The sequence below is a fragment of the Vibrio fortis genome (assembly GCF_000695685.1).
Lineage (GTDB): Bacteria > Pseudomonadota > Gammaproteobacteria > Enterobacterales > Vibrionaceae > Vibrio > Vibrio fortis_A.
The window spans coordinates 96,338-117,049 of the sequence record NZ_JFFR01000018.1; the positions used below are offsets into that span (position 1 = coordinate 96,338).

The 20,712-nt window shown below is 48.3% G+C and carries 19 protein-coding genes; 11 read left to right on the forward strand and 8 right to left on the reverse strand.

Annotation, left to right across the window (positions count from 1 at the left end):
• Positions 1-38: 38 nt before the first annotated feature.
• Genes gspH through VFDL14_RS12250 form a run of 7 tightly spaced genes read left to right on the forward strand, consistent with a single transcriptional unit; the run spans position 39 to position 5,166 of the window.
• On the forward strand, positions 39-623 hold the full coding sequence (gene gspH, locus VFDL14_RS12280) for a type II secretion system minor pseudopilin GspH (RefSeq protein ID WP_032551251.1): 585 nt from the start codon (positions 39-41) through the stop codon (positions 621-623).
• Positions 610-984: a type II secretion system minor pseudopilin GspI gene (gene gspI, locus VFDL14_RS12275; protein ID WP_032551110.1), complete on the forward strand. Its 375-nt coding sequence runs from the start codon at positions 610-612 to the stop codon at positions 982-984. Before gspH ends, gspI begins: the two co-directional genes overlap by 14 nt.
• Positions 971-1,657, forward strand: a complete 687-nt coding sequence (gspJ, locus tag VFDL14_RS12270; RefSeq protein WP_050487414.1) for a type II secretion system minor pseudopilin GspJ — start codon at positions 971-973, stop codon at positions 1,655-1,657. Before gspI ends, gspJ begins: the two co-directional genes overlap by 14 nt.
• Entirely contained in the window at positions 1,650-2,681 is a 1,032-nt protein-coding gene (gspK, locus tag VFDL14_RS12265; protein ID WP_032551111.1) for a type II secretion system minor pseudopilin GspK, read from the forward strand. Before gspJ ends, gspK begins: the two co-directional genes overlap by 8 nt.
• Positions 2,650-3,876 carry a type II secretion system protein GspL gene (gene gspL, locus VFDL14_RS12260; RefSeq protein ID WP_032551112.1) on the forward strand — a complete coding sequence of 409 codons (1,227 nt, stop codon included), beginning with the start codon at positions 2,650-2,652 and terminating at the stop codon, positions 3,874-3,876. Before gspK ends, gspL begins: the two co-directional genes overlap by 32 nt.
• A 20-nt stretch (positions 3,877-3,896) precedes the next feature.
• Entirely contained in the window at positions 3,897-4,385 is a 489-nt protein-coding gene (locus tag VFDL14_RS12255) for a type II secretion system protein M (protein ID WP_032551113.1), read from the forward strand.
• A gap of 1 nt (position 4,386) precedes the next feature.
• A complete protein-coding gene (locus VFDL14_RS12250; RefSeq protein WP_032551114.1) occupies positions 4,387-5,166 on the forward strand; it encodes a type II secretion system protein N in 780 nt (259 codons plus the stop codon).
• Between the two features lie 66 nt (positions 5,167-5,232).
• Here VFDL14_RS12250 and cysQ read toward each other — a convergent pair whose 3' ends face one another.
• The 4 genes from cysQ to VFDL14_RS23980 all read right to left on the reverse strand — a co-directional run bounded on the left by cysQ (position 5,233) and on the right by VFDL14_RS23980 (position 8,318).
• A complete protein-coding gene (gene cysQ / locus VFDL14_RS12245) occupies positions 5,233-6,060 on the reverse strand; it encodes a 3'(2'),5'-bisphosphate nucleotidase CysQ (protein WP_032551115.1) in 828 nt (275 codons plus the stop codon).
• A gap of 10 nt (positions 6,061-6,070) precedes the next feature.
• Positions 6,071-6,634, reverse strand: a complete 564-nt coding sequence (gene nudE / locus VFDL14_RS12240; RefSeq protein ID WP_032551116.1) for an ADP compounds hydrolase NudE — start codon at positions 6,632-6,634, stop codon at positions 6,071-6,073.
• 268 nt (positions 6,635-6,902) lie between these two features.
• The gene (gene nfuA / locus VFDL14_RS12235; RefSeq protein WP_032551117.1) at positions 6,903-7,487 is read right to left on the reverse strand and encodes a Fe-S biogenesis protein NfuA; all 585 of its coding nucleotides are present in this window, start codon (positions 7,485-7,487) and stop codon (positions 6,903-6,905) included.
• 108 nt (positions 7,488-7,595) lie between these two features.
• On the reverse strand, positions 7,596-8,318 hold the full coding sequence (locus tag VFDL14_RS23980; RefSeq protein ID WP_084181858.1) for a ComF family protein: 723 nt from the start codon (positions 8,316-8,318) through the stop codon (positions 7,596-7,598).
• 91 nt (positions 8,319-8,409) lie between these two features.
• Between VFDL14_RS23980 and bioH the strand changes: the two genes are divergently transcribed.
• Together bioH and VFDL14_RS12220 are read left to right on the forward strand one after the other, a co-directional pair.
• Positions 8,410-9,186, forward strand: coding sequence for a pimeloyl-ACP methyl ester esterase BioH (bioH, locus tag VFDL14_RS12225; protein ID WP_032551119.1), 777 nt, complete (start codon positions 8,410-8,412; stop codon positions 9,184-9,186).
• A gap of 174 nt (positions 9,187-9,360) precedes the next feature.
• Complete coding sequence (locus VFDL14_RS12220) at positions 9,361-9,834, forward strand: hypothetical protein (RefSeq protein WP_032551121.1); 474 nt, start codon at positions 9,361-9,363, stop codon at positions 9,832-9,834.
• Between the two features lie 194 nt (positions 9,835-10,028).
• Here VFDL14_RS12220 and VFDL14_RS0123185 read toward each other — a convergent pair whose 3' ends face one another.
• Together VFDL14_RS0123185 and greB are read right to left on the reverse strand one after the other, a co-directional pair.
• On the reverse strand, positions 10,029-12,350 hold the full coding sequence (locus VFDL14_RS0123185; protein WP_032551123.1) for a Tex family protein: 2,322 nt from the start codon (positions 12,348-12,350) through the stop codon (positions 10,029-10,031).
• Between the two features lie 678 nt (positions 12,351-13,028).
• Entirely contained in the window at positions 13,029-13,505 is a 477-nt protein-coding gene (gene greB / locus VFDL14_RS12215; RefSeq protein WP_032551124.1) for a transcription elongation factor GreB, read from the reverse strand.
• A gap of 161 nt (positions 13,506-13,666) precedes the next feature.
• Between greB and ompR the strand changes: the two genes are divergently transcribed.
• Together ompR and envZ are read left to right on the forward strand one after the other, a co-directional pair.
• The gene (gene ompR / locus VFDL14_RS12210) at positions 13,667-14,386 is read left to right on the forward strand and encodes a two-component system response regulator OmpR (RefSeq protein ID WP_032551125.1); all 720 of its coding nucleotides are present in this window, start codon (positions 13,667-13,669) and stop codon (positions 14,384-14,386) included.
• Positions 14,387-14,533: 147 nt separating this feature from the next.
• Complete coding sequence (gene envZ, locus VFDL14_RS12205; RefSeq protein ID WP_032551126.1) at positions 14,534-15,832, forward strand: two-component system sensor histidine kinase EnvZ; 1,299 nt, start codon at positions 14,534-14,536, stop codon at positions 15,830-15,832.
• 200 nt (positions 15,833-16,032) lie between these two features.
• Here envZ and recG read toward each other — a convergent pair whose 3' ends face one another.
• Positions 16,033-18,111, reverse strand: a complete 2,079-nt coding sequence (recG, locus tag VFDL14_RS12200; RefSeq protein WP_032551127.1) for an ATP-dependent DNA helicase RecG — start codon at positions 18,109-18,111, stop codon at positions 16,033-16,035.
• 440 nt (positions 18,112-18,551) lie between these two features.
• Entirely contained in the window at positions 18,552-20,675 is a 2,124-nt protein-coding gene (gene spoT, locus VFDL14_RS12195; RefSeq protein ID WP_032551128.1) for a bifunctional GTP diphosphokinase/guanosine-3',5'-bis pyrophosphate 3'-pyrophosphohydrolase, read from the reverse strand.
• Positions 20,676-20,712 lie beyond the last annotated feature (37 nt).

Sequence of the window (20,712 nt, forward strand, 5' to 3'; positions counted from 1 at the left end):
TAATACGAAACGTGAGAAACTCTGTTCAATCCCGCAACATAACGCGTTTGCGCGGATTTACTTTAATAGAAATTCTGCTGGTTCTCGTATTACTGTCACTGACCGCAGTGGCGGTGATCGCTACTATTCCTACCAATGCCAAAGATGTCGCCAAGCAATACGCACACAGCTTTTATCAGCGTGTCCAGCTACTGAATGAAGAAGCAATTCTCAGCGGTTTAGATTTTGGCATTCGTGTCGATGAGCAAAAATCCACTTATGTTCTGATGAGCTTGAACTCTGAAGGTTGGCAAGAAGTTGAGTTTGAAAAGATTCCTTCGACGATTGAGCTCCCTGAAGAGTTGTCTCTTTCATTGAAGCTCGGTGGTGGTGCATGGCAAGACGATGATCGTCTCTTTAATCCGGGTAGTCTGTTTGATGAAGACATGTTTGCAGATCTGGAAGAAGAGAAGAAACCTAAACCACCTCAAATCTATATCTTGTCGAGTGCCGAGTTAACGCCTTTTACCCTCTCATTCTATCCAAATACGGGTGATTCGCTGCAAGATGGTTGGCGTATCCGAGTGCAAGACAATGGGGTTATTCGTCTGCTCCAGCCGGGAGAAGAAGATGAAGAGGAGTAATCTTAGCTCAAAGTCTCAGCGTGGCATGACACTGCTTGAGGTGCTAGTGGCATTGGCTATTTTTGCAACTGCAGCGATCAGTGTTATTCGCGCGGTAACTCAACATATTAATACGCTGAGTTACTTGGAAGAGAAAACCTTCGCAGCGATGGTGGTAGATAACCAGATGGCGATGGTGATGCTGCACCCTGAGAAATTGAAAAAGACACAGGGAACCCAAAAGCTCGCAGAGCGTGATTGGTTCTGGACCATAACACCTGTGCCAACCAGTGATAATCTTTTGAAAGCTTTTGATGTCAGTGTGGCAACTAGCAAGAACGCATCACCTGTAGTGACGGTACGCAGCTATGTCTCAAAATAAACGCGCCTGCGCTACTCGTAGTAAAACAAAAGGCTTCACGTTAATTGAGGTGCTAGTCTCGATTGCGATATTCGCTACCTTGAGTGTGGCGGCGTATCAGGTGGTGAACCAGATCCAGCGCAGCAATGAAGTCTCTATAGAACGTAGTGCACGTTTGAATGCACTGCAGCGTAGCTTGGTCATTTTAGATAATGATTTTCGCCAAATGGCGCAACGTCAGTTTCGCACTAACGGTGAAGAAGCATCATCTAAGCTGATCTTAATGCAGGAGTACCTGCTCGATTCAGACACTGTCGGTGTGATGTTTACCCGCTTAGGGTGGCACAACCCACAACAGCAATTCCCGCGAGGGGAAGTGACTAAGGTGGGTTACCGAATTAAAGAAGAGACACTTGAGCGTGTATGGTGGCGCTACCCTGATACCCCAACCGGGCAAGAAGGCGTGGTAACTCCGCTACTCGAAGGTATTGAAGCCTTTAGCTTAGAGTTCTACAACGGAAGTTCATGGCTAAAGGAGTGGCAGACCGATCGCGCGCTGCCAAAAGCAGTCAGGCTTAAATTGACCCTTAAAGATTATGGTGAGATCGAGCGTGTTTACCTAACACCAAGTGGTAGCATTAATACTAGCGACAGCAGTGATAGCTCCTCGTCGAGTGGGGGCAACAATGGTTAAGCGATACCAAGCAGGGAAGCCTAGCAAGCAACGCGGTGTTGCACTGATCGTAATATTGATGCTGCTCGCGATCATGGCAGCGATTGCAGGTAGCATGTCTGAAAGGCTGTTTACGCAGTTTAAACGTGTGGGTAACCAGCTCAATTATCAGCAAGCTTATTGGTACAGCATTGGTATTGAAGCTTTGGCTAAGGTCGGTATTGAGCAGAGCTACAAAGATAGCGATACCATCAACTTAAGTCAGCCATGGGCACTAGAAGAGCAGGTTTATCCGCTCGACTATGGTCAAGTGGTGGGACACATTCGAGATGGTCAGGCGTGTCTAAATTTGAATGCGTTGAAGTCTGTTGCTAGCACCACAGATAACACATCACCTTACCTAGTATCTGTGTGGCAAACCCTGTTAGAGAATCTGGAAGTGGACTCTTACCAAGCAGAGGTGATCGCCAACTCGACATGGGAGTTTGTCGATGAGGATACGCGCAGTGTTTCTTCTGTGGGGGTGGAAGACAGTACCTATGAAGCGATGAAGCCCGCTTACCTGGCAGCTAATGGTTTGATTGCAGATGAATCTGAACTGCGTGCCGTGTATCAAGTGAGCGGTGAGGTGATGGACAAGGTTCGCCCTTACGTGTGTGCTCTGCCGAGTGATGACTGGCGTTTGAACGTAAACACACTCAAGGTCAAACAGGCTCCGCTTCTAGAGGCGATGTTTGCCCCGAACTTGAGTGAATCTGACGCCAAAGCGTTAATTGAAAACCGCCCCTTTGATGGCTGGGATAGCATTGATGACTTCTTAGCTGAGTCGAACTTATCGAGCGTCAGTGCCGATGTGACCAAGAAAGCCAAAGGGTACTTAGCGGTAGATAGTAGCTACTTCGAGCTGGATGCCGAAGTATTAGTGGAGAAGTCGCGAGTTCGAATTCGCACTCTCTTTTATAGTAGTAATCGAGAAACAGTGACGGTAGTGCGCCGTCGCTTTGGAGGAATCAGTGAGCGAGTTTCTGACCGTTCGACTGAGTAGCGAACCACAAAGCCCTGTGCAGTGGTTAGTTTGGTCGACAAGCCAGCAAGAAGTGATCGCAAGTGGCGAGCTTGCGAGCTGGCAACAGCTTGATGAGCTGACACCCTATGCTGAGAAACGGACCTGTATTGCGTTGCTCTCGGGCAATGACTGCCTATTGAAGCGTGTTGAGATCCCAAAAGGGGCAGCACGTCAGTTTGAGTCGATGCTGCCATTTCTACTAGAAGATGAAGTTGCTCAAGATATTGAAGAGCTGCACTTTACCATTCTAGATAAAGGCGCTGAGTCGGCCGTCGTTTGTGGTGTTGAACAACAGTGGCTCACTCAGGTGATGAGCGCATTCTCAGAGGTTGGCATTACCATTCGCAAAGTACTGCCGGATACGCTTGCCCTTCCTGTTGATGCTGAAGGCGTGACTGCATTGCAGATTGATGACCAATGGTTATTACGCCAAAGCACCTTTAAAGCGGTCTCTATTCGCCAAGCATGGCTGCCGATGTTTTTAAGCAGCGATTGGCTTGTTACTGAAGACGACGCCAAGCCTACGATCTTCAGTTATACCATGCTGCCAGATGAAGAAGCTCAGCAGCAGAGTAGGGTTGAGTGGCAAGCAAAACCAGCGGAATTGGTGATGTCGGTACTCAGCCAACAGGCGATTATCAGCGGAGTTAACTTGCTGACGGGCCGCTTTAAAACTAAATCTTCATTCACTAAATACTGGAAGATTTGGCAAAAGGTGGCGATTGCAGCGTGTTTGTTGATTGCGGTTATCGCAACCCAGCAGACACTCAAAGTACAGCGCTATGAAGCGGAAGCTCAGGCCTATCGTGCTGAGAGTGAGCGTATTTTCCGTCAGGTGCTACCGGGTAAACGTAAGATTCCAAGTGTCAGTTATCTGAAGCGCACAATGAACGAAGAAGCGAGCCGATATGGTGGCTCCAGTGATGGTGCGACTCTGCTTGGTTGGCTAACTCAGCTACCAAGTACGTTAGGGCAGGTGACGTCTATTGAAGTGGAAAGTATCCGCTATGATGGCAACCGCTCTGAAGTTCGTCTGCAAGCGAAAAGCTCGGACTTCCAACACTTTGAGACAGCCCGTACTAAGCTTGCCGAGAAGTTCTCTGTTGAGCAAGGACCGCTGAACCGAAATGGTGATGCTGTGTACGGCAGCTTTACACTTAAACCATTACAGTAACTCACGTTAGGAGATCAATGATGAGAAATATGATTGAGCCACTCCAAGCGTGGTGGACATCGATAAGTCAACGCGAACAGAGGCTTGTAATTGGGTGCTCTATTTTGCTAATCGTCGGTGTAGTGTATTGGGGCTTGCTTCAGCCACTCAATGCTCGTGCGGAACTGGCGCAAAGCCGTATTCAGAGTGAAAAGCAGTTGTTGGCTTGGGTTAGTAACAAGGCTGATGAAATCGTCGAACTGCGTGGCAGTGGCGGTGCCAAAAGCTCTGAGCCTTTGAACCGTTCTGTACCTGCTTCAATGCGCCGTTTTAAGATTGAATTGATTCGAGTACAACCTCGTGGCGAAATGCTGCAAGTGTGGGTTAAGCCGGTACCATTCAATCAATTTGTCGATTGGCTGACGTACCTGAAAGAGCAACAAGGCGTTGAAGTAGAATTCATGGATATTGACCGCAGTGACACGCAGGGCGTGATTGAAGTCAAGCGATTACAGTTCAAGCGAGGTTAGTGTGAAGCGAGGCTCTTCTCTAAAATATGGCTTACTTTTCAGCGCCATTTTTATCGTGTTCTTTTCAGTCAGTCTGCTTTTGCACCTACCTGCAGCGTTTGCTCTCAAGCATGCGCCTAAGGTTAGAGGGCTGCAAATTGATGGTGTGCAAGGCTCTATTTGGCAAGGCAGTGCCAGCAATATAGCTTGGCAGCGTGTTAATTATGGCTCAGTACAGTGGGACTTTCAGTTCAGCCAGCTTTTCCAAGGCAAGGCAGAGCTTGCTGTTCGATTTGGTCGTGATAGCGACATGAACTTGCGTGGTAAGGGCTATGTCGGCTACGGTATGAACGGTGCCTACGCGCAGAATTTGGTAGCATCATTGCCAGCTGAAGACGTAATGAAGTATGTACCGAATATTCCAGTGCCGATCACTGCTGTCGGTCAGGTGGAATTGACGATTAAACACCTTCAACAAGGCCAACCATGGTGTCAAACCGGTGAAGGTACCCTAGCTTGGACAGGCGCTGGCGCAGATACTCCGTTGGGCTCCTTGGACTTTGGCCCTGTAATCGCCGATGTAACCTGCCAAGATAATACGATTGCTGCACAAGGCACTCAGAAAACCGTGCAAGTTGAGAGCGAATTTGAAGCGAGCTTAACGCCAAACCGCCGCTACGCAACCAGCGCATGGTTTAAACCGGGCGCTGAGTTCCCGCAAGCGATGCAGAGTCAATTACGTTGGCTAGGCAAACCAGACAATCAAGGTAAGTACCAGTTTACTTATCAAGGGCGTTTGTAACGCTTTATTCAATATTAATGAGAAAAATGGGCACCGATTGAGGTGCCCATTTTTGTTTGTATAGGTTTAATCTTTACCCTGCAAGATCTCTTCCCAAGGTAGGTCGGCGTCACCGAGTACGATGAAGTTTGGATTCTCTAGGGTTTCGCGTTCGTTGTATGACAGTGGCTCTAGGTGAGTGCTGAGAATGCGTCCACCTGCTTCTTCAACGATGCATTGGGTTGCGGCTGTATCCCATTCACCAGTTGGACCTAAGCGTAGGTAACAATCTACTGCCCCCTCTGCAACCAGACAGGCTTTAAGGGCTGCTGAACCAAGTGGTACTAAGTCGTAGTTCCATTTCGGGCTCATGCGGCTGGTGATACGATTGATATCTTGGCGGCGGCTGATCGCCATCGCAATTGGCTGATTTGGTAGCTCATGGCGATGAGTCTTGATCTTCACGCTGTCGTTTAAATCGGGAATCTTCCATGCGCCTTTGCCGTCGTAAGCATAGTAAGTCACGCCCGATACAGGGCCGTAGACCACGCCCATCACGGGTTTGTTATGCTCAATCAGTGCAATGATGGTGGCAAAGTCTCCGCTGCGTGCGATGAACTCTTGGGTGCCATCAAGTGGGTCGACCAACCAATAGCGATCCCATTGAGAGCGCTTTTCTAGGCTAATGTCTGCCGCTTCTTCCGATAACACTGGGATGTCAGGGGTCAGTTCACTCAACCTTTGTGAGATTAGCTTGTGCGCTGCAAGGTCGGCGCTGGTGACGGGGGTATCGTCACTCTTGGTGTACTCTTCGTAATCTTTCTTCTCGTAGATCTCTAAGATCAGTTGTCCTGCTGAGCGAGCAACTTCAATCACGGAAGGCAGTAAGTGGGATAAATCTTTTGTCATTGGCATAAAAAGTCTCTTACTCTTCGTCAGATTGTTGTTTTAGTAGTCGAAGAGCCAGTAATAAAGCAGTGATGGAGCGAGCTTCACAGAAGTCGAGATGCGTAAGTAACTCTTCTCCTTGAGCCAGCGGCCAGCGCACAACATCTAGTGGTTCTGGTTCGTCACCTTCTAGCTGTTCTGGATAGAGGTCTTCGGCAATAAACAGGGTCATTTTGCTCGAAAAGTAAGAAGGGGCGAGAATCACTTCCTTGAGTGGCGTGAGTTTGCGAGCGCCAAAACCAATCTCTTCTTTTAACTCTCTTGCCGCCGCTTCGTTGGGCGTTTCACCTTGGTCGATGAGACCTTTAGGGAAGCCGAGCTCATAGCGCTCTGTACCTGCCGCATATTCGCGTACCAATAGGATGTCGCCTTGCTCAGTAATCGGGACCATCATTACTGCGTTGCGACCGCTTGGTTTCATGCGTTCGTAGGTACGAAGCTCACCGTTAGAAAACTTGAGATCGAGAGATTCAATAGAAAACAGTTTTGATTGAGCGACAGTTTGCTTAGCCAAAATTTCTGGCTTGGTCCTTTTTGTCATGCGCTCGCTCCTTAGCTTTTTGGGAAGTCTTTCTAATATAGGGGAAATGGCGATGACTTCCTAGAGGTGAGTTTTTATATCATGGAATTATTGAATGGGAAGCGATTGCAATGGCAGTTATATAGTTTAGAACGCCATTCTATTGATTTTGTTAGTGAAGTTGATGGTAGGGCTGATGAGGAGAGATGGGCTTATCAATTATCAGGTGCCTAGAAAACAAAAAGGCCGATGTTTTCACATCAGCCTTGGTCTCTAATCTTAGGTGTGATTAGTAGTAAGAGTGCTCACCACGATCGTGCTCAGTAGCGTCACGAACGGCTGTTAGTTCACCCTCGAACTGTTGTAGAAGTTCTTTCTCGATGCCTTCTTTTAGAGTCACATCAACCATAGAACAACCGTTACAACCACCACCAAACGCGACGATAGCAACGCCTTCATCAGTGATTTCAACTAGGCTTACATGACCGCCGTGGCCTGCTAGTTGCGGGTTTACTTGAGTCTGGATTGCGTACTCAACGCGCTCTAGAAGAGGTGCATCATCTGCTACTTTACGCATTTTTGCGTTCGGTGCTTTTAGAGTTAGCTGAGAACCCATTTTGTCTGTAACGAAGTCGATTTCAGCTTCGTCTAGGAATGGTAGGCTTAGTTCATCTACGTAAGCAGAGAAGCCTTCAAATGCTAGTTCAGTATCAGATGCTTCTACTGCATCTGTAGGGCAGTAAGAAACACCACACTCTGCATTCTGCGTACCTGGGTTTACCACGAATACGCGGATGTTGGTCCCTTCTGGCTGCTGTGAAAGCAGATTAGCAAAATGAGTTTGAGCTGTTTCTGTAATAGTAATATTTGACACGACGAATACCTGAGTAAATTTGTAGGCTATTCTGCCATTCTACTCCTGTCGGGGCGGTAATTCAGCCCTTTTTTGCTGAATTGATAGACAAGTTTCTTGGGAAATTGACTATGACGCGGGTTCAGGAGTGCGGCAGATGCAGTAAATATCAATCCTTTTAACGCCCACTTCAAGTAGCAATTGACATAATTGATACACAGTACTGCCTGTGGTGACGACATCATCCATTATTGCGACATGGGCGTCGCCTTTTGCTATCACTTTCATCACATCCTTGTTTCTAAAAGAAAAAACATTACGCAGGTTGTTCTGGCGTTGTGTCTTACTTAGCCCCTGCTGAGTCGGGGTGGCACGTTGACGACGAAACAGCGCTAGGCTTTGGCTGTTAAGTTCGTGCGCAAGAGCATCGGCTAGCAATGCGCTTTGATTAAATCCGCGGTGTAGGTAGCGCCGCCAATGCAGCGGCACACTAGTGATAATTGGGGCGGGCTGCTCGATATGGTTCGCCAGCAGTTTGACTAAGTCTCGACTTAACCAAAATTGACCACTGTATTTCATCTGGTGGACGTAATGGCTGAGTGGAAAATCGTAATCTCCAACACAATAGAGCCGATGCCATGGCGGTGGTTTTTTTAAACATGCCCCACATATGGTGGCATCGATCTCGATCTTGATACCGCAACGTTGGCAGCGGTGTTGTGGTGCGAAATGAGATAGGCAGCTATTACACCATTTAGGATGACTATCTTGAGGTAGCTTTGGCAGTTTGCAGAGATGACATTGTGGTGTGACCAAGCGTGGTGTGTGTTTTTGGAGCCAATCAGATAACATAGCGAGCACAAGTGCATTGATGATGTAGGTTTGGATAGCCTAGCCAGCAAGGTCATCATTGTTGGATGAGAATAGTAGGGAAAATCACGAGATGAGCGACAAACTGTATTGGCATGTGTCTGGACAGGGGCCAGATTTGGTTTTGGTTCATGGATGGGGAATGAACGGTGCGGTGTGGCAGCAAACCGTAACGGCGCTTGAGACCCAGTTCCGTGTCCATGTGGTTGACCTGCCAGGTTATGGTCACAGCAGTCACTGCCATGCTGATGCGCTCGAAGGTATTGCCGAGCAGTTGATGGAAGAGGCGCCAAAGCAGGCGATCTGGGTCGGTTGGTCTTTGGGTGGCTTAGTCGCGACTCACATGGCGCTGCATCATACAGATTATGTCTCTAAACTTGTCACGGTTGCGAGTTCTCCAAAATTTGCCGCAGCTAAAGAACCGGTGCTATGGCGCGGTATTCAGCCTAATGTTCTGACCAACTTTACCGAGCAGCTGGTGGAAGATTTTCAAACCACCATCGAGCGCTTCATGGCGCTGCAAGCGATGGGCAGTCCGTCGGCAAGACAAGATGTAAAACAGCTCAAACAGGCGGTACTGTCGCGTCCTCTGCCTAACCCAGACTCGCTGCTTGCCGGATTAAAAATGCTTTCAGACGTCGATCTGCGTGAGCGCTTACCTGAGCTAAAAGTGCCTATGCTGCGCTTATATGGTCGATTAGATGGTTTGGTGCCAATTAAGGTGGCAAAAGATCTAGAAAAAGCGCTACCAAACACTGAACAATACATCTTTACCCAGTCTTCGCATGCGCCGTTCATGACAGAAGCGGATGCTTTTTGCTGTGAGCTGATCAGCTTCGCCGAGAAATAATTGCTAAAATTATAGACAACGTGGTCGATATATAATCTAACCAAGGCACTGAACGATGCTCAGCCCTCTCTCTCACCTGAGCAGAACACAGTAGTTTGGGCTATGCCTGTTGTGCTTACTGGGTTCAACGGTGCCATGGCAATAGCGATGGGCGATTCTTGAGGAGAGTTCGCAATGATTGTGTCACCTGCAACGGCAGTAAGTGTGCCACTGATCGCCCCATCCGTTAATGTGCAAACTGAGCAAGTTGCGCGTGAAAATAGAGTTCGAGAGCCTGTTGCTCCAGCCGTCGCATTGGCTAAAACCAATGCAGAGCGCAAGGTTAAATCGGACGATAAACGAAGGCAGCAATCAGCTTGGGATCCCTCTGACCATCCCGGTTATGAAATGGATAACGAGCAGGAAATAAATGCGGTAAACCAAGAAGAGCCTAAAGATCCATTTGATAGGTTGTTCAGCTTATTGGCACTGAGTAGTTATAGTGCTGATCAAGGAAAGGGTTACACCATGCGTTTTCGATTGCCCAAGCACATTCTTGATGCGGCGATTCGAGAAGGGCAGATGGAACAACGACGTAAGGTCATTAAATATCACTATGGCCATGCTGTTGCGCCTCATAAGCCATCTGAGGTATTGGTTGTGCTCTAGCGCAGTCAATATCGCCAAGCCTTTTTGAACCTAATAAAAAACCTGCATGCCAGTGGCGATGCAGGTTTTCTGTTTTTAGAAGGGCGCTTTTATATTTAAGAGGACGCTCTTATGTCTGAGAGACAACTTTTACAGCTTTAGGTCTACTATGATCCAAACGCTTTTCTAGCTGCTCACACCCTTATCGCGAGGCGTTACTTCTTCGCTTTCGCAAAGGCTGCAGCAAACGCGCCACCCATAGCGCCGTTCTGTTGTGGCTCTTCGCGACGACGCTGACCGCCTTGCGATTGACGACCTTGAGAACGAGGTGCAGATGAACGTTGAGCACGGTTATCTTGTCCCGGCTCGTCTTTCATGCGCATGCTTAGCGCAATACGCTTACGCTGCACGTCCACTTCCATCACTTTCACTTTGACGATGTCGCCCGCTTTCACTACTTCACGTGGATCAGAAACAAAGCGATCAGTCAGTGCTGAAATGTGTACCAGACCGTCTTGGTGAACACCGATATCAACGAAAGCACCAAAGTTGGCTACGTTAGAGACCACGCCCTCTAGAATCATGCCCGGCTCTAAATCAGACACAGAGTTAACGCCTTCCGCAAAGGTCGCCGTTTTGAACTCAGGGCGCGGGTCACGACCCGGTTTATCTAGCTCTTTAATGATGTCTGTGACGGTTGGCACGCCGAAGTTATCGTCGGTGTAATCGACCGCGTGCAGGCCTTTTAAGAAGCCAGAGTCGCCGATTAGGGTCTTGATATCTTTGTTGTTCTTCTCAGAGATCGCTTTTACCACAGGGTAAGCTTCAGGGTGAACCGCTGAGGCATCGAGTGGGTTTTTACCACCCATGATACGCAGGAAGCCGGCACACTGTTCAAAGGCTTTTGGCCCCAAGCGCGCGACTTTCTTCAACGTGGTACGCGCTTCAAAGCGGCCGTTCTCATCACGGTAATCAACAATGTTTTGTGCGATGGTGCTAGATAGGCCAGCAACACGAGTCAGAAGCGCGGCAGAGGCGGTGTTTACGTCAACACCGACGGCGTTCACACAGTCTTCGACGATCGCGTCTAGGCGTTTCGCGAGCATGGTTTGGCTCACATCGTGTTGGTATTGGCCGACACCGATTGATTTCGGGTCAATCTTAACCAGCTCTGCCAGTGGGTCTTGTAGACGACGAGCGATTGATACTGCACCACGCAACGACACGTCCATATTCGGGAACTCTTTCGCTGCAAGCTCAGATGCCGAGTAAACCGATGCGCCAGCTTCGCTCACAATGATCTTCTGTACTTTTAGGTTGCCGCGCTTAATCACGTCAGCCACAAAGCTGTCGGTTTCGCGTGAAGCTGTACCGTTACCAATTGCAATCAGATCAACATTGAATTGACGCACCATCTGCTCAACGATGTGTGCAGATTTGTCGTACTGCTTTTGTGGTGGATGAGGGTAGATGGTTTCAGTTGCCAGTACCTTACCCGTTGCATCAACTACAGCGATTTTTGAACCTGTACGTAGACCTGGATCGAGACCTAGCGTTGCACGAGGGCCTGCCGGAGCGGCCATCAATAGGTCTTTCAGGTTAGTCGCGAATACTTCAATCGCTTCGACTTCTGCGCGCTCTTTCATTGCGCCCATCAACTCGGTTTCCATGTGCATAGATACTTTAATGCGCCATGCCCAGCTGATCACCTGTTTACGCCATGCATCGGCAGGAGCGCTACTCAGAGTAATACCGTAGTGATCAGAGATGATGTTTTCACAATAAGACCCACGCACACCCTCTTCTTGCTCTGGGTCAGCGTTCATAGTCAGGGTTAGGAAGCCCTCATTACGACCACGCAGCATGGCTAGTGCACGGTGTGAAGGCACTTTGCTTAGCGTCTCGTCGTGCTCGAAGTAGTCTTTGAACTTCTCGCCTTCCTGCTCTTTCCCTGCAACAACGCGCGCGCCCAGTGCCGCATTGCGCGTCAGGTGCTGACGGATTTTCTCAAGCAGGTTTGCATCTTCTGCGATGCGTTCCATGATAATTGCGCGAGCACCATCCAGTGCGGCCTTAGTATCATCAATACCTTTTTCACTATTCAGGTACTGAGAGGCTTCACTTTCTGGATCGTGTTGTGGTTCGTTCCACAGTGTCTCTGCAAGTGGCTCTAGGCCCGCTTCAATCGCGATTTGACCTTTGGTGCGACGCTTAGGTTTGTAAGGTAGGTATAAATCTTCTAGGCGGGTTTTGCTGTCGGCTTGAGTGATCTCTTTTTCAAGCTCAGCGGTCAGCTTGCCTTGGTCTTGAATCGATTTGAGGATCGTTTGGCGGCGATCGTCGAGTTCACGCAGATAAGAAAGTCGGCTGTCTAGATTACGTAATTGGGTGTCATCAAGGCCGCCCGTTACCTCTTTACGGTAACGTGCAATAAAGGGAACCGTGTTACCGTCATCGATTAGGGTAACTGCTGCGGTCACTTGATCGGGGCGAACGCTCAGCTCTTGAGCGATCTGTCTACAGATAGCTTGGCTCATCCGTTGAATCTCTTTTTGATTATCGTGCCCACATATATGGGGGTGAACCTTAGCTTTTTCTAGCTTTACTAAGTCAATTTCCTGTTTGTTCGGTGATTTCCCGATCTGACATACCCTTTGTGCGAGATCTCTTACAAGTGATGTGCGACTAAATCACTTTGTGCATGCTGTTTTTACCACGCTTGAGTTTAACTTGTTGATATTTATGGGGTTTTATTGCGGTGTGATCGATGTCATATCATTTTTTTGTTGGCAGATATCTGGGATGCCATCGGATTTCGCGTAATATTTAACTTGTCGACAGGGAGTTGGCAGGAACAGGAAAAAGCCTAACGGATTAGGTATCTTCAGGATGAAGATTTGATTGCTTAGGATGAGTAGTCAGCAAGGATGTAAAACACTGATTGAGTTTGATGTGGCTAGGATGGTTACTGATGCTGATGAAAGTGAATGTCTCTGGATGAGATTAGCCCGTCAGGATGATAGGCAAGTATGGACACCGCTAGGATGGCGATGACAAAAGGAAATCGGTTAAAGGATTTAGCCAATATCAAGGAAAGATGCAGGGAGCACCTTATCTCAATGAGATAAATAGTGGCAGGAAGGCTACGAAAGAACTTAACCCCGTAGGGCGCAAGCCTCACGGGGTTTCCTTTTATCTAGAGCCTTGAAAAGTCTCTATGGTGTATAGCGAATCGCATTCACAAACCACTCTTTGTCGCCCTCTGGGGTACGCACCGTGAACTCATCATCCACTTCTTTCTTGAGCAGGGCTCGTGCCATCGGTGAGTCAATCGAGACATAGTCTTTTACACCGCCATAGATCTCATCTGGCCCAACAATACGAAATGACTTGGTATCGCCATCGTCATTCTCTATCTCAACCCAAGCACCAAAAAACACTTTGCCTTCTTGCTGCGGCGAGTAGTCGACGACCTTTACTTGGTCGAGTCGTTTTCTTAAATAGCGAACGCGGCGATCGATCTCGCGTAGGCGTTTTTTATTGTACTGATAGTCTGCATTTTCACTGCGATCACCGAGGCTCGCTGCCCAAGTTACTTTCTTGGTCACTTCTGGGCGATCTTCTCGCCATAGGAAATTCAGCTCTTTTGTGAGTTTTTCATAACCCTCACGAGTAATTAAGTTTGTTTTCATAACTCTGACTTAGTGAAATCATGTTCTAAGATAGAATATATAGAAAGGCAACATACGTTAACAATTCTTTAGGCGACATTTTCTCCAAGAATGTTACATTTTCAATGTCTAAAAAGAATACTTAATCTTCAAGTTTGAGTTTTAATAGGTGGAACCATTACATGCAAGAAAACTACAAAATTTTAGTGGTCGATGACGATGCGCGCCTTCGTGCATTGCTGGAGCGCTACTTGTCTGAGCAAGGCTTTCAAGTGCGTAGCGTGGCAAACAGTGAGCAGATGGACCGCCTGTTAACCCGTGAAAACTTCCACTTGATGGTGCTGGACTTAATGTTACCGGGCGAAGATGGCCTCTCAATCTGCCGTCGTCTACGTAACGCCAATAACATGTTGCCTATCTTGATGCTGACCGCTAAGGGTGATGAAGTGGATCGCATTGTTGGCCTAGAAGTAGGTGCCGATGATTACCTACCTAAGCCATTTAACCCTCGTGAGCTACTGGCGCGCATTAAAGCAGTACTGCGTCGTCAAGTGATTGAAGCGCCGGGTGCACCAAGTACAGAAGAATCTGTGGTTGAGTTTGGCGAGTTCCGTTTGAACCTTGGCACGCGTGAAATGTTCCGTGGTGAAGAGCCAATGCCGCTGACTTCAGGTGAGTTTGCGGTACTTAAGTCGCTGGTCACCAATGCGCGTGAGCCAATGTCTCGCGATAAGCTGATGAACATGGCTCGCGGCCGCGAATACTCAGCGATGGAGCGTTCTATCGACGTTCAGATCTCTCGCCTGCGTCGCCTTGTTGAAGAAGATCCAAGTAAGCCGCGTTACATCCAAACGGTGTGGGGCTTAGGTTACGTGTTCGTTCCTGATGGAAAAGCAGTGTAACTCTATCAGTCACCATCGTGATTGAAATGTGATTGTTATCGGGTCATCTCATAATTATGTGATGGCCCGTTTTCTATTCAGAACAGAGGTTTAGAGTTATAGTTTCTATTATGTCTCTGTTTCTCTACCTTTCACTTAAGGTTTTCTATGCGTATACGTAGCTCCTTTACTCAATCTATCGTTCTCTTCTTAACCTTGCTGGTTGCTAGCCAAATATTCTCTTACTACGCGGTTTTTAATTACGCCTTGATGCCGAGTTTGCAGCAGTTTAATAAGATCTTGGCGCATGAGCTGAACTTGGTTTTAGACGAAGGTGATCTTGATATCGAGATGGACGCACCATTGCGTCAGCGTGTACTCGAGCAGCTTGGGGTGACGGTTCACGCCAAAGACAGTGAAACGGCGGGTGAGTTTTACCATGCTGTAGCGATTGACCTGATGAGTGAAGAGATGACTAAGGAGCTTGGTTCAGAAACCGAGGTGAGGCTGATCTTAGGTGCTGAGAGTTACGTGCTTTGGATGGATATAGCGCAGCTGCCTAACTCGCTGATTCGAATTCCGTTATCAGAGTTACAAGAAGAAGATTTTGCACCGCTGTTCCGCAATAGCTTGATCATGGCGCTGTTGATCATTGCTGGTGGCTGGTTGTTCATCCGTTTACAGAACCGTCCTTTGATTGCCCTAGAGAAAGCTGCCAAAGGGGTAGGGCGTGGTGATATTCCACCGCCTTTGCCAGTTCAAGGTGCGCAAGAGATTCGCTCGGTAACTCGCGCCTTTAACCAGATGTCGAAAGGCATCCAAGAGCTTGAGGAAGACAGGGCGCTATTGATGGCGGGTATCAGTCATGACCTGCGTACGCCATTGACCCGTATTCGTTTAGCGACGGAGATGATGTCACCGGAAGACAGCTACTTAGCCGAAGGTATTATCAGTGATACGGAAGAGTGTAACGAGATCATCAGCCAGTTTATGGATTACCTAAAACCTGTTGACCGTAACTCGTTCCAAGCTGTGTTCTTAGAAGATATTGCTGGTGAGGTGGCGAGCTCTGAGGGTGGCTATGAGGTAGAAATTGAAACTGACCTCGCTTCTAACATGAAACCCGCTTTGGGTAACCCAATTGCCATTAAGCGCGCAATCAGTAACTTGGTGGTTAACTCCCTACGCTATGGTAATGGCTGGGTTAAAGTCACTACGGGTATGACCGCGGATAATAAGCTCGCTTGGGTCACGGTAGAAGATAATGGCCCCGGTATTCCTCAAGATCAGATCAGTAAGCTGTTTGAACCCTTCACTCGAGGCGATACCGCGCGTGGTAGTGAAGGTACGGGTTTAGGTTTGGCGATTGTGAAGCGTATTGTCAGTCAGCATCAAGGTGCTGTGGTGGTGAACAATCGTAGCCAAGGCGGTTTGAAAGCGCAGATCAGCTTCCCAGTTAAGTTGTAAGCTTAATGAGCTTCGGGGGGCTGCGATAGATTCCCGACTCGGTCATTCTTTCCTCTCGGGGATAAAAACATACCGTCATTCCCTATCGTGAGGGACGAGCGAGTAGGGAATCTCGCTCTTAGCTCTTTTTTCGAAAGGGCTCACATGTAAAAAGGCTTCCATGAGGAAGCCTTTTTAGTTCAAATAATTACCAGCAATAACTACGCCTTAGAATACACATCACGCTCACCCAGCCAGCGGTTAATGATCGCCTTAGCATTGTCTGGGTAGCTATCGTGAATATGGCGCGCAATACGCTGCACTTCAGGGATTAAGCGCTGGTCGCGCACCAAGTCGGCAATCTTAAAGTCAGCCAAGCCTGTCTGCTTAGTGCCAAGCAATTCACCCGGACCTCGAATCTCCAGATCTCGTTGAGCAATCACAAAGCCATCATTACTTTCACGCAGCACACCTAAGCGCTTCTGAGCAGTCTTAGACAATGGTGAGTGGTACAGCAATACACAGTGACTCGCGACCGAACCACGACCAACACGGCCACGTAATTGGTGCAGCTGAGCAAGACCGAGACGCTCTGGGTTTTCGATGATCATTAAGCTTGAGTTGGGCACATCCACGCCAACTTCGATAACCGTTGTCGCGACCAAAAGATGGAGCTTATTCTCTTTGAACTCCTGCATCACTGCCTGTTTTTCGGCAGGCTTCATGCGACCATGTACTAAACCAATTTTCACATCAGGAAGTTTGCGTTGCAGCTCCTCTGCGGTATCCGCTGCCGCTTGCGCTTCCAACACTTCGGACTCATCAATTAACGTGCACACCCAATAGGCTTGCTTGCCCTCGTTAAGACACGCATTACGTACACGTTCGACAATGTCGTCACGCTTGGTATCTGGAATAGCAACGGTTTGAATGGGCGTTCGACCCGGTGGAAGCTCATCAATAATCGAGGTTTCTAAATCCGCATAGGCCGTCATCGCTAGTGTGCGTGGAATCGGTGTCGCCGTCATCACCAATTGATGCGGGTAGTGTCCTTGCTTGGCGCCTTTCTCACGCAGCTCTAATCGCTGGTGGACACCAAATCGGTGCTGCTCATCGATGATCACTAGGCCTAGGTTCTTAAACTCAACATGTTCTTGGAACAGGGCGTGCGTACCGACCACCATCTGCGCTTCACCACTGGCAATGCGTTCAAGCTCTTTCTCTTTGGCTTTGCCTTTGAGCTTACCGGCTAGCCAACCGACTTGAATACCCATGCTCTCAAACCAATTAGCAAAGTTGATTGAGTGCTGCTCTGCAAGAAGCTCGGTTGGTGCCATTAGCGCGACTTGTTGGCCGTGCTCTAGAGCGCGAACGGTGGCGAGGGCGGCGACTAGCGTTTTACCTGAGCCTACATCACCTTGTACTAAGCGCATCATAGGGTGTGGTTTCTCTAGGTCTCCTTCAATCTCTTTTACCACGCGTGCTTGTGCATTGGTTGGAGAGAAGGGCAGTTGAGCCAGTAGTTTGTCTTTGAGTGTATGCACTGGCGGCAGTGGAATCGCGTTGTCTTGTTGCCCCTTGCTGCGAACCGATAGCATTGATAGGTTTTGTGCGAGCAGCTCTTCCATGATCAAACGCAGTTGAGCTGGATGCTTACCTTCATCAAATAGCTCAAGGTCGATCCCCGGTGGTGGCCTGTGAATGGTGTGTAGCGCCTGTGCGAGGGTGATTTGATGATCGTATAAGCCAGATGGTAGCAGTTCATTGACGGCTGCTTTGTCGATCAGTTCTAATGCTTGGTCGGTCAGGTTACGCAGCGTGACTTGTCTCAGTCCTTCAGTGGTTGGGTACACCGGAGTCAGGTTCGCTTCCACGTCTGGTTGCTGTCTTGGAGCAAAGAATTTGTAATCCGGATGGACGATTTCAAGCCCCATATTGCCGCGCTTTATTTCACCATAAGCATGGACTTGCTTGCCCTCGGCAAAGTTGTTCTTCATTCCGGCAGTGAAGTTGAAAAAGCGAAGCGTAATGGTGCCATTACCGTCGCTGATCTTTACCGCCAACATCTTACGTTTACCGAAAATGGTATCCACGCTCATGACCTTGCCTTGAACTGCGGCCCAGATTCCAGCGTGCAGTTTGATGATCGGATAGATACGTGTTCGGTCTTCGTAACGCAGTGGCAGATGAAACAGTAGATCTTGTACGTTGTTCAATCCAACCTTTGCCAGTTTCTCGGCAACCTTAGCGCCCACTCCAGACAGAGAGTTAAGAGGAATAGCAGATAAAAGCTGTGACATAACAAGGCTCACGACGGTAATAGATATCGTCTATTCAAGCATTTTACTGGATTTTTGTACAGGATAAAGCGAAAGAGCAGATGAGAGATTCGGGTAAACGGGATGCGAAGAGATTAAGAGCGGATGCGGGATACGAGTAAACGAGATGCGAAGGGACTAAGAGCGGGTGCGGGATTCGGGTAAGCGAGATACGAAGAGAATAAGGGCAGGTGCGAGATTCGAAAAAAATAGAGTGACACAAAAACTAAAGCAGACTCGACATACGAAAAGTTGAGTGCTGAAAAGCTTTTGCTCTTCGCATCACGGTACTCGAATCTCTCATCTGCTTCATCTATTGCGATTCGAAAAAACTAAAAGCAGATGTGGAGCCAAGATAGTGAGTCACGAAGTCATTTGCTCTTCGCATCTCGCCATCTCGAATCTCTCATCTGCTTTTCTAGCTAGTTCTTACGACGTCTTACCTTCAGCGCGTGTGGCATAACACGCAGCTTCTTCATAATACTCGCAAGATGCACACGATCTTTGGTGGTCAGCAAGATAGTCACTGTGTACAAGCGCCCATCACGTTCTTCTGTCGAGATACCATGAATGTTTGAGCCTGTTTTCGAGATAACGTTAGTTAGCTCAGCCAGTGCACCTTGGTGGTTCTGAAGATCGACTTGAAGCTCTGCTGTGAACTCTTGGTCGTAATCGTCAGACCATTCAACCGCCATGTACTTGTCAGGTTCTTTTTGGTAACCACGAACGTTTGGACACGTTTCACGGTGAACCACAAGGCCACGACCTGGAGATACATGGGCAATGATGTGATCATCTGGAATTGGGTGACAACAGTTAGCGAACGTCAGCAATAGACCTTCAGCGCCACGGATTGGAAGTTTCTTCTTCGGTGTATCGCTGTCGTTGTTCACTTCTGTTAGTTCGTCCGCATCACCCAGTAGACGACGGGCAATCACGATACTCATCAGTTCACCCAAACCAATCGAAGCCAGTAGGTCTTCAATCGACTCTAAGCGCAGATCAGATAGAACATGATCGACATTCTCTTGAGCGATATCGCCAATCGAGTGTTCACCCAGTGCGTGGTTAAGCAGGCGGCGACCTAGGGTTACCGACTCTTCACGACGCATGGTTTTAAGAACCTGACGGATCTTAGTACGAGCACGAGAAGTCACGACATAGTTGAGCCATGCAGCATTTGGACGAGCACCCGGTGCGCTGATGATTTCGATCGTCTGACCGTTCTTCAGGGCTTTGCTTAGGGGGTACGGGTTCATGTCTACACGAGCGCCAACACACATATTACCCACGTCAGTATGTACTGCGTAAGCAAAGTCGACGGCTGTTGCGCCTGCTGGCAGCTCAACGATACGACCTTTCGGTGTGAAGACGAAAATCTCATCAGGGAATAGATCAGACTTAACGTTCTCGATGAATTCGAACGAGTTACCGGCACTTTGTTGAAGCTCAAGTAGGCTCTGCATCCAACGCTGAGCTTTCACTTGCGCGGTGGTGCCATTGCTACGAGTACCATTGCCTTTGTAAGACCAGTGCGCTGCAACACCTTTGTCTGCCATTTGGTCCATGTCTTCCGTACGAATTTGTACTTCAACTGGAACGCCGTGAGGGCCGATCATAGAGGTATGTAGAGACTGATAGCCGTTGGCTTTCGGTACTGCAATGTAGTCTTTCATGCGACCGGGACGAGGCTTATACAAGCTATGAGCCTGACCTAGAGCACGGTAACAGGTGTCTGGTGTGTCTACCACGACGCGGAATGCGTAGATATCCATAATAGTGTGGAAGCGCTGCTCTTTGGTTTTCATCTTGTTGTAGATGGAGAACAGGTTCTTTTCACGACCAAATACACGAGCAGGTAAGCCAACCTCTTCGAGGCGACCTTCAATCTCGCTATGGATACGTTGGATCATCTCTTTGCGGTTACCACGAGCGGCTTTCACCACTTCTTTAAGAACTCGGTAACGGTTTGGATAAAGGGCTTCAAAGCCAAGTTCTTCTAGTTCAGTCTTGATGTTATGAATACCAAGACGGTGAGCAAGAGGAGAGTAGATCTCTAGGGTTTCACGTGCAATACGACGCTTTTTGTCTGGGCGCAGGGCACCAAGCGTACGCATGTTGTGTGTTCGGTCTGCTAATTTGATCAAGATAACGCGGATGTCTTGCACCATTGCGAGAACCATCTTACGAAAGTTCTCTGCTTGCGCTTCTTTGCGATCACGAAACTTAAGCTTATCCAGCTTAGAAACACCATCAACAAGCTCCGCCACTGTGTTACCAAACTGCGCTTCTAACTCTTCTTTTGTAACTTCAGTATCTTCAATTACATCGTGGAGTAGGGCTGCTTGGAGTGTTTCGATATCAAGGCGCATTTCAGCCAGGATACGTGAAACAGCAACAGGGTGGATAATGTATGGTTCACCGCTTGAGCGGGTTTGCCCTTCATGGGCATCTCTCGCTACCACATAAGATTGACGCAGAGCCTCAATTTGAGGCTCTGTTAGGTATTCTTGGGCAACGTCTTTGAGGCTATCGAATAGATACAAATTAAAGGCCCGGAAGGTTAATTAGTTCGAATAACAA

Bases quoted from the DNA above. Each gene is read 5' to 3' on its own strand.
- VFDL14_RS12220 (WP_032551121.1), top strand. From the start codon at position 9,361: ATGATTGTGTCACCTGCAACGGCAGTAAGTGTGCCACTGATCGCCCCA.
- greB (WP_032551124.1), bottom strand. From the start codon at position 13,505: ATGAAAACAAACTTAATTACTCGTGAGGGTTATGAAAAACTCACAAAA.
- VFDL14_RS0123185 (WP_032551123.1), bottom strand. From the start codon at position 12,350: ATGAGCCAAGCTATCTGTAGACAGATCGCTCAAGAGCTGAGCGTTCGC.
- gspJ (WP_050487414.1), top strand. From the start codon at position 971: ATGTCTCAAAATAAACGCGCCTGCGCTACTCGTAGTAAAACAAAAGGC.
- ompR (WP_032551125.1), top strand. From the start codon at position 13,667: ATGCAAGAAAACTACAAAATTTTAGTGGTCGATGACGATGCGCGCCTT.
- VFDL14_RS12255 (WP_032551113.1), top strand. From the start codon at position 3,897: ATGAGAAATATGATTGAGCCACTCCAAGCGTGGTGGACATCGATAAGT.
- gspI (WP_032551110.1), top strand. From the start codon at position 610: ATGAAGAGGAGTAATCTTAGCTCAAAGTCTCAGCGTGGCATGACACTG.
- nudE (WP_032551116.1), bottom strand. From the start codon at position 6,634: ATGACAAAAAGGACCAAGCCAGAAATTTTGGCTAAGCAAACTGTCGCT.
- VFDL14_RS23980 (WP_084181858.1), bottom strand. From the start codon at position 8,318: ATGTTATCTGATTGGCTCCAAAAACACACACCACGCTTGGTCACACCA.
- gspK (WP_032551111.1), top strand. From the start codon at position 1,650: ATGGTTAAGCGATACCAAGCAGGGAAGCCTAGCAAGCAACGCGGTGTT.
- cysQ (WP_032551115.1), bottom strand. From the start codon at position 6,060: ATGCCAATGACAAAAGATTTATCCCACTTACTGCCTTCCGTGATTGAA.
- envZ (WP_032551126.1), top strand. From the start codon at position 14,534: ATGCGTATACGTAGCTCCTTTACTCAATCTATCGTTCTCTTCTTAACC.
- bioH (WP_032551119.1), top strand. From the start codon at position 8,410: ATGAGCGACAAACTGTATTGGCATGTGTCTGGACAGGGGCCAGATTTG.
- recG (WP_032551127.1), bottom strand. From the start codon at position 18,111: ATGTCACAGCTTTTATCTGCTATTCCTCTTAACTCTCTGTCTGGAGTG.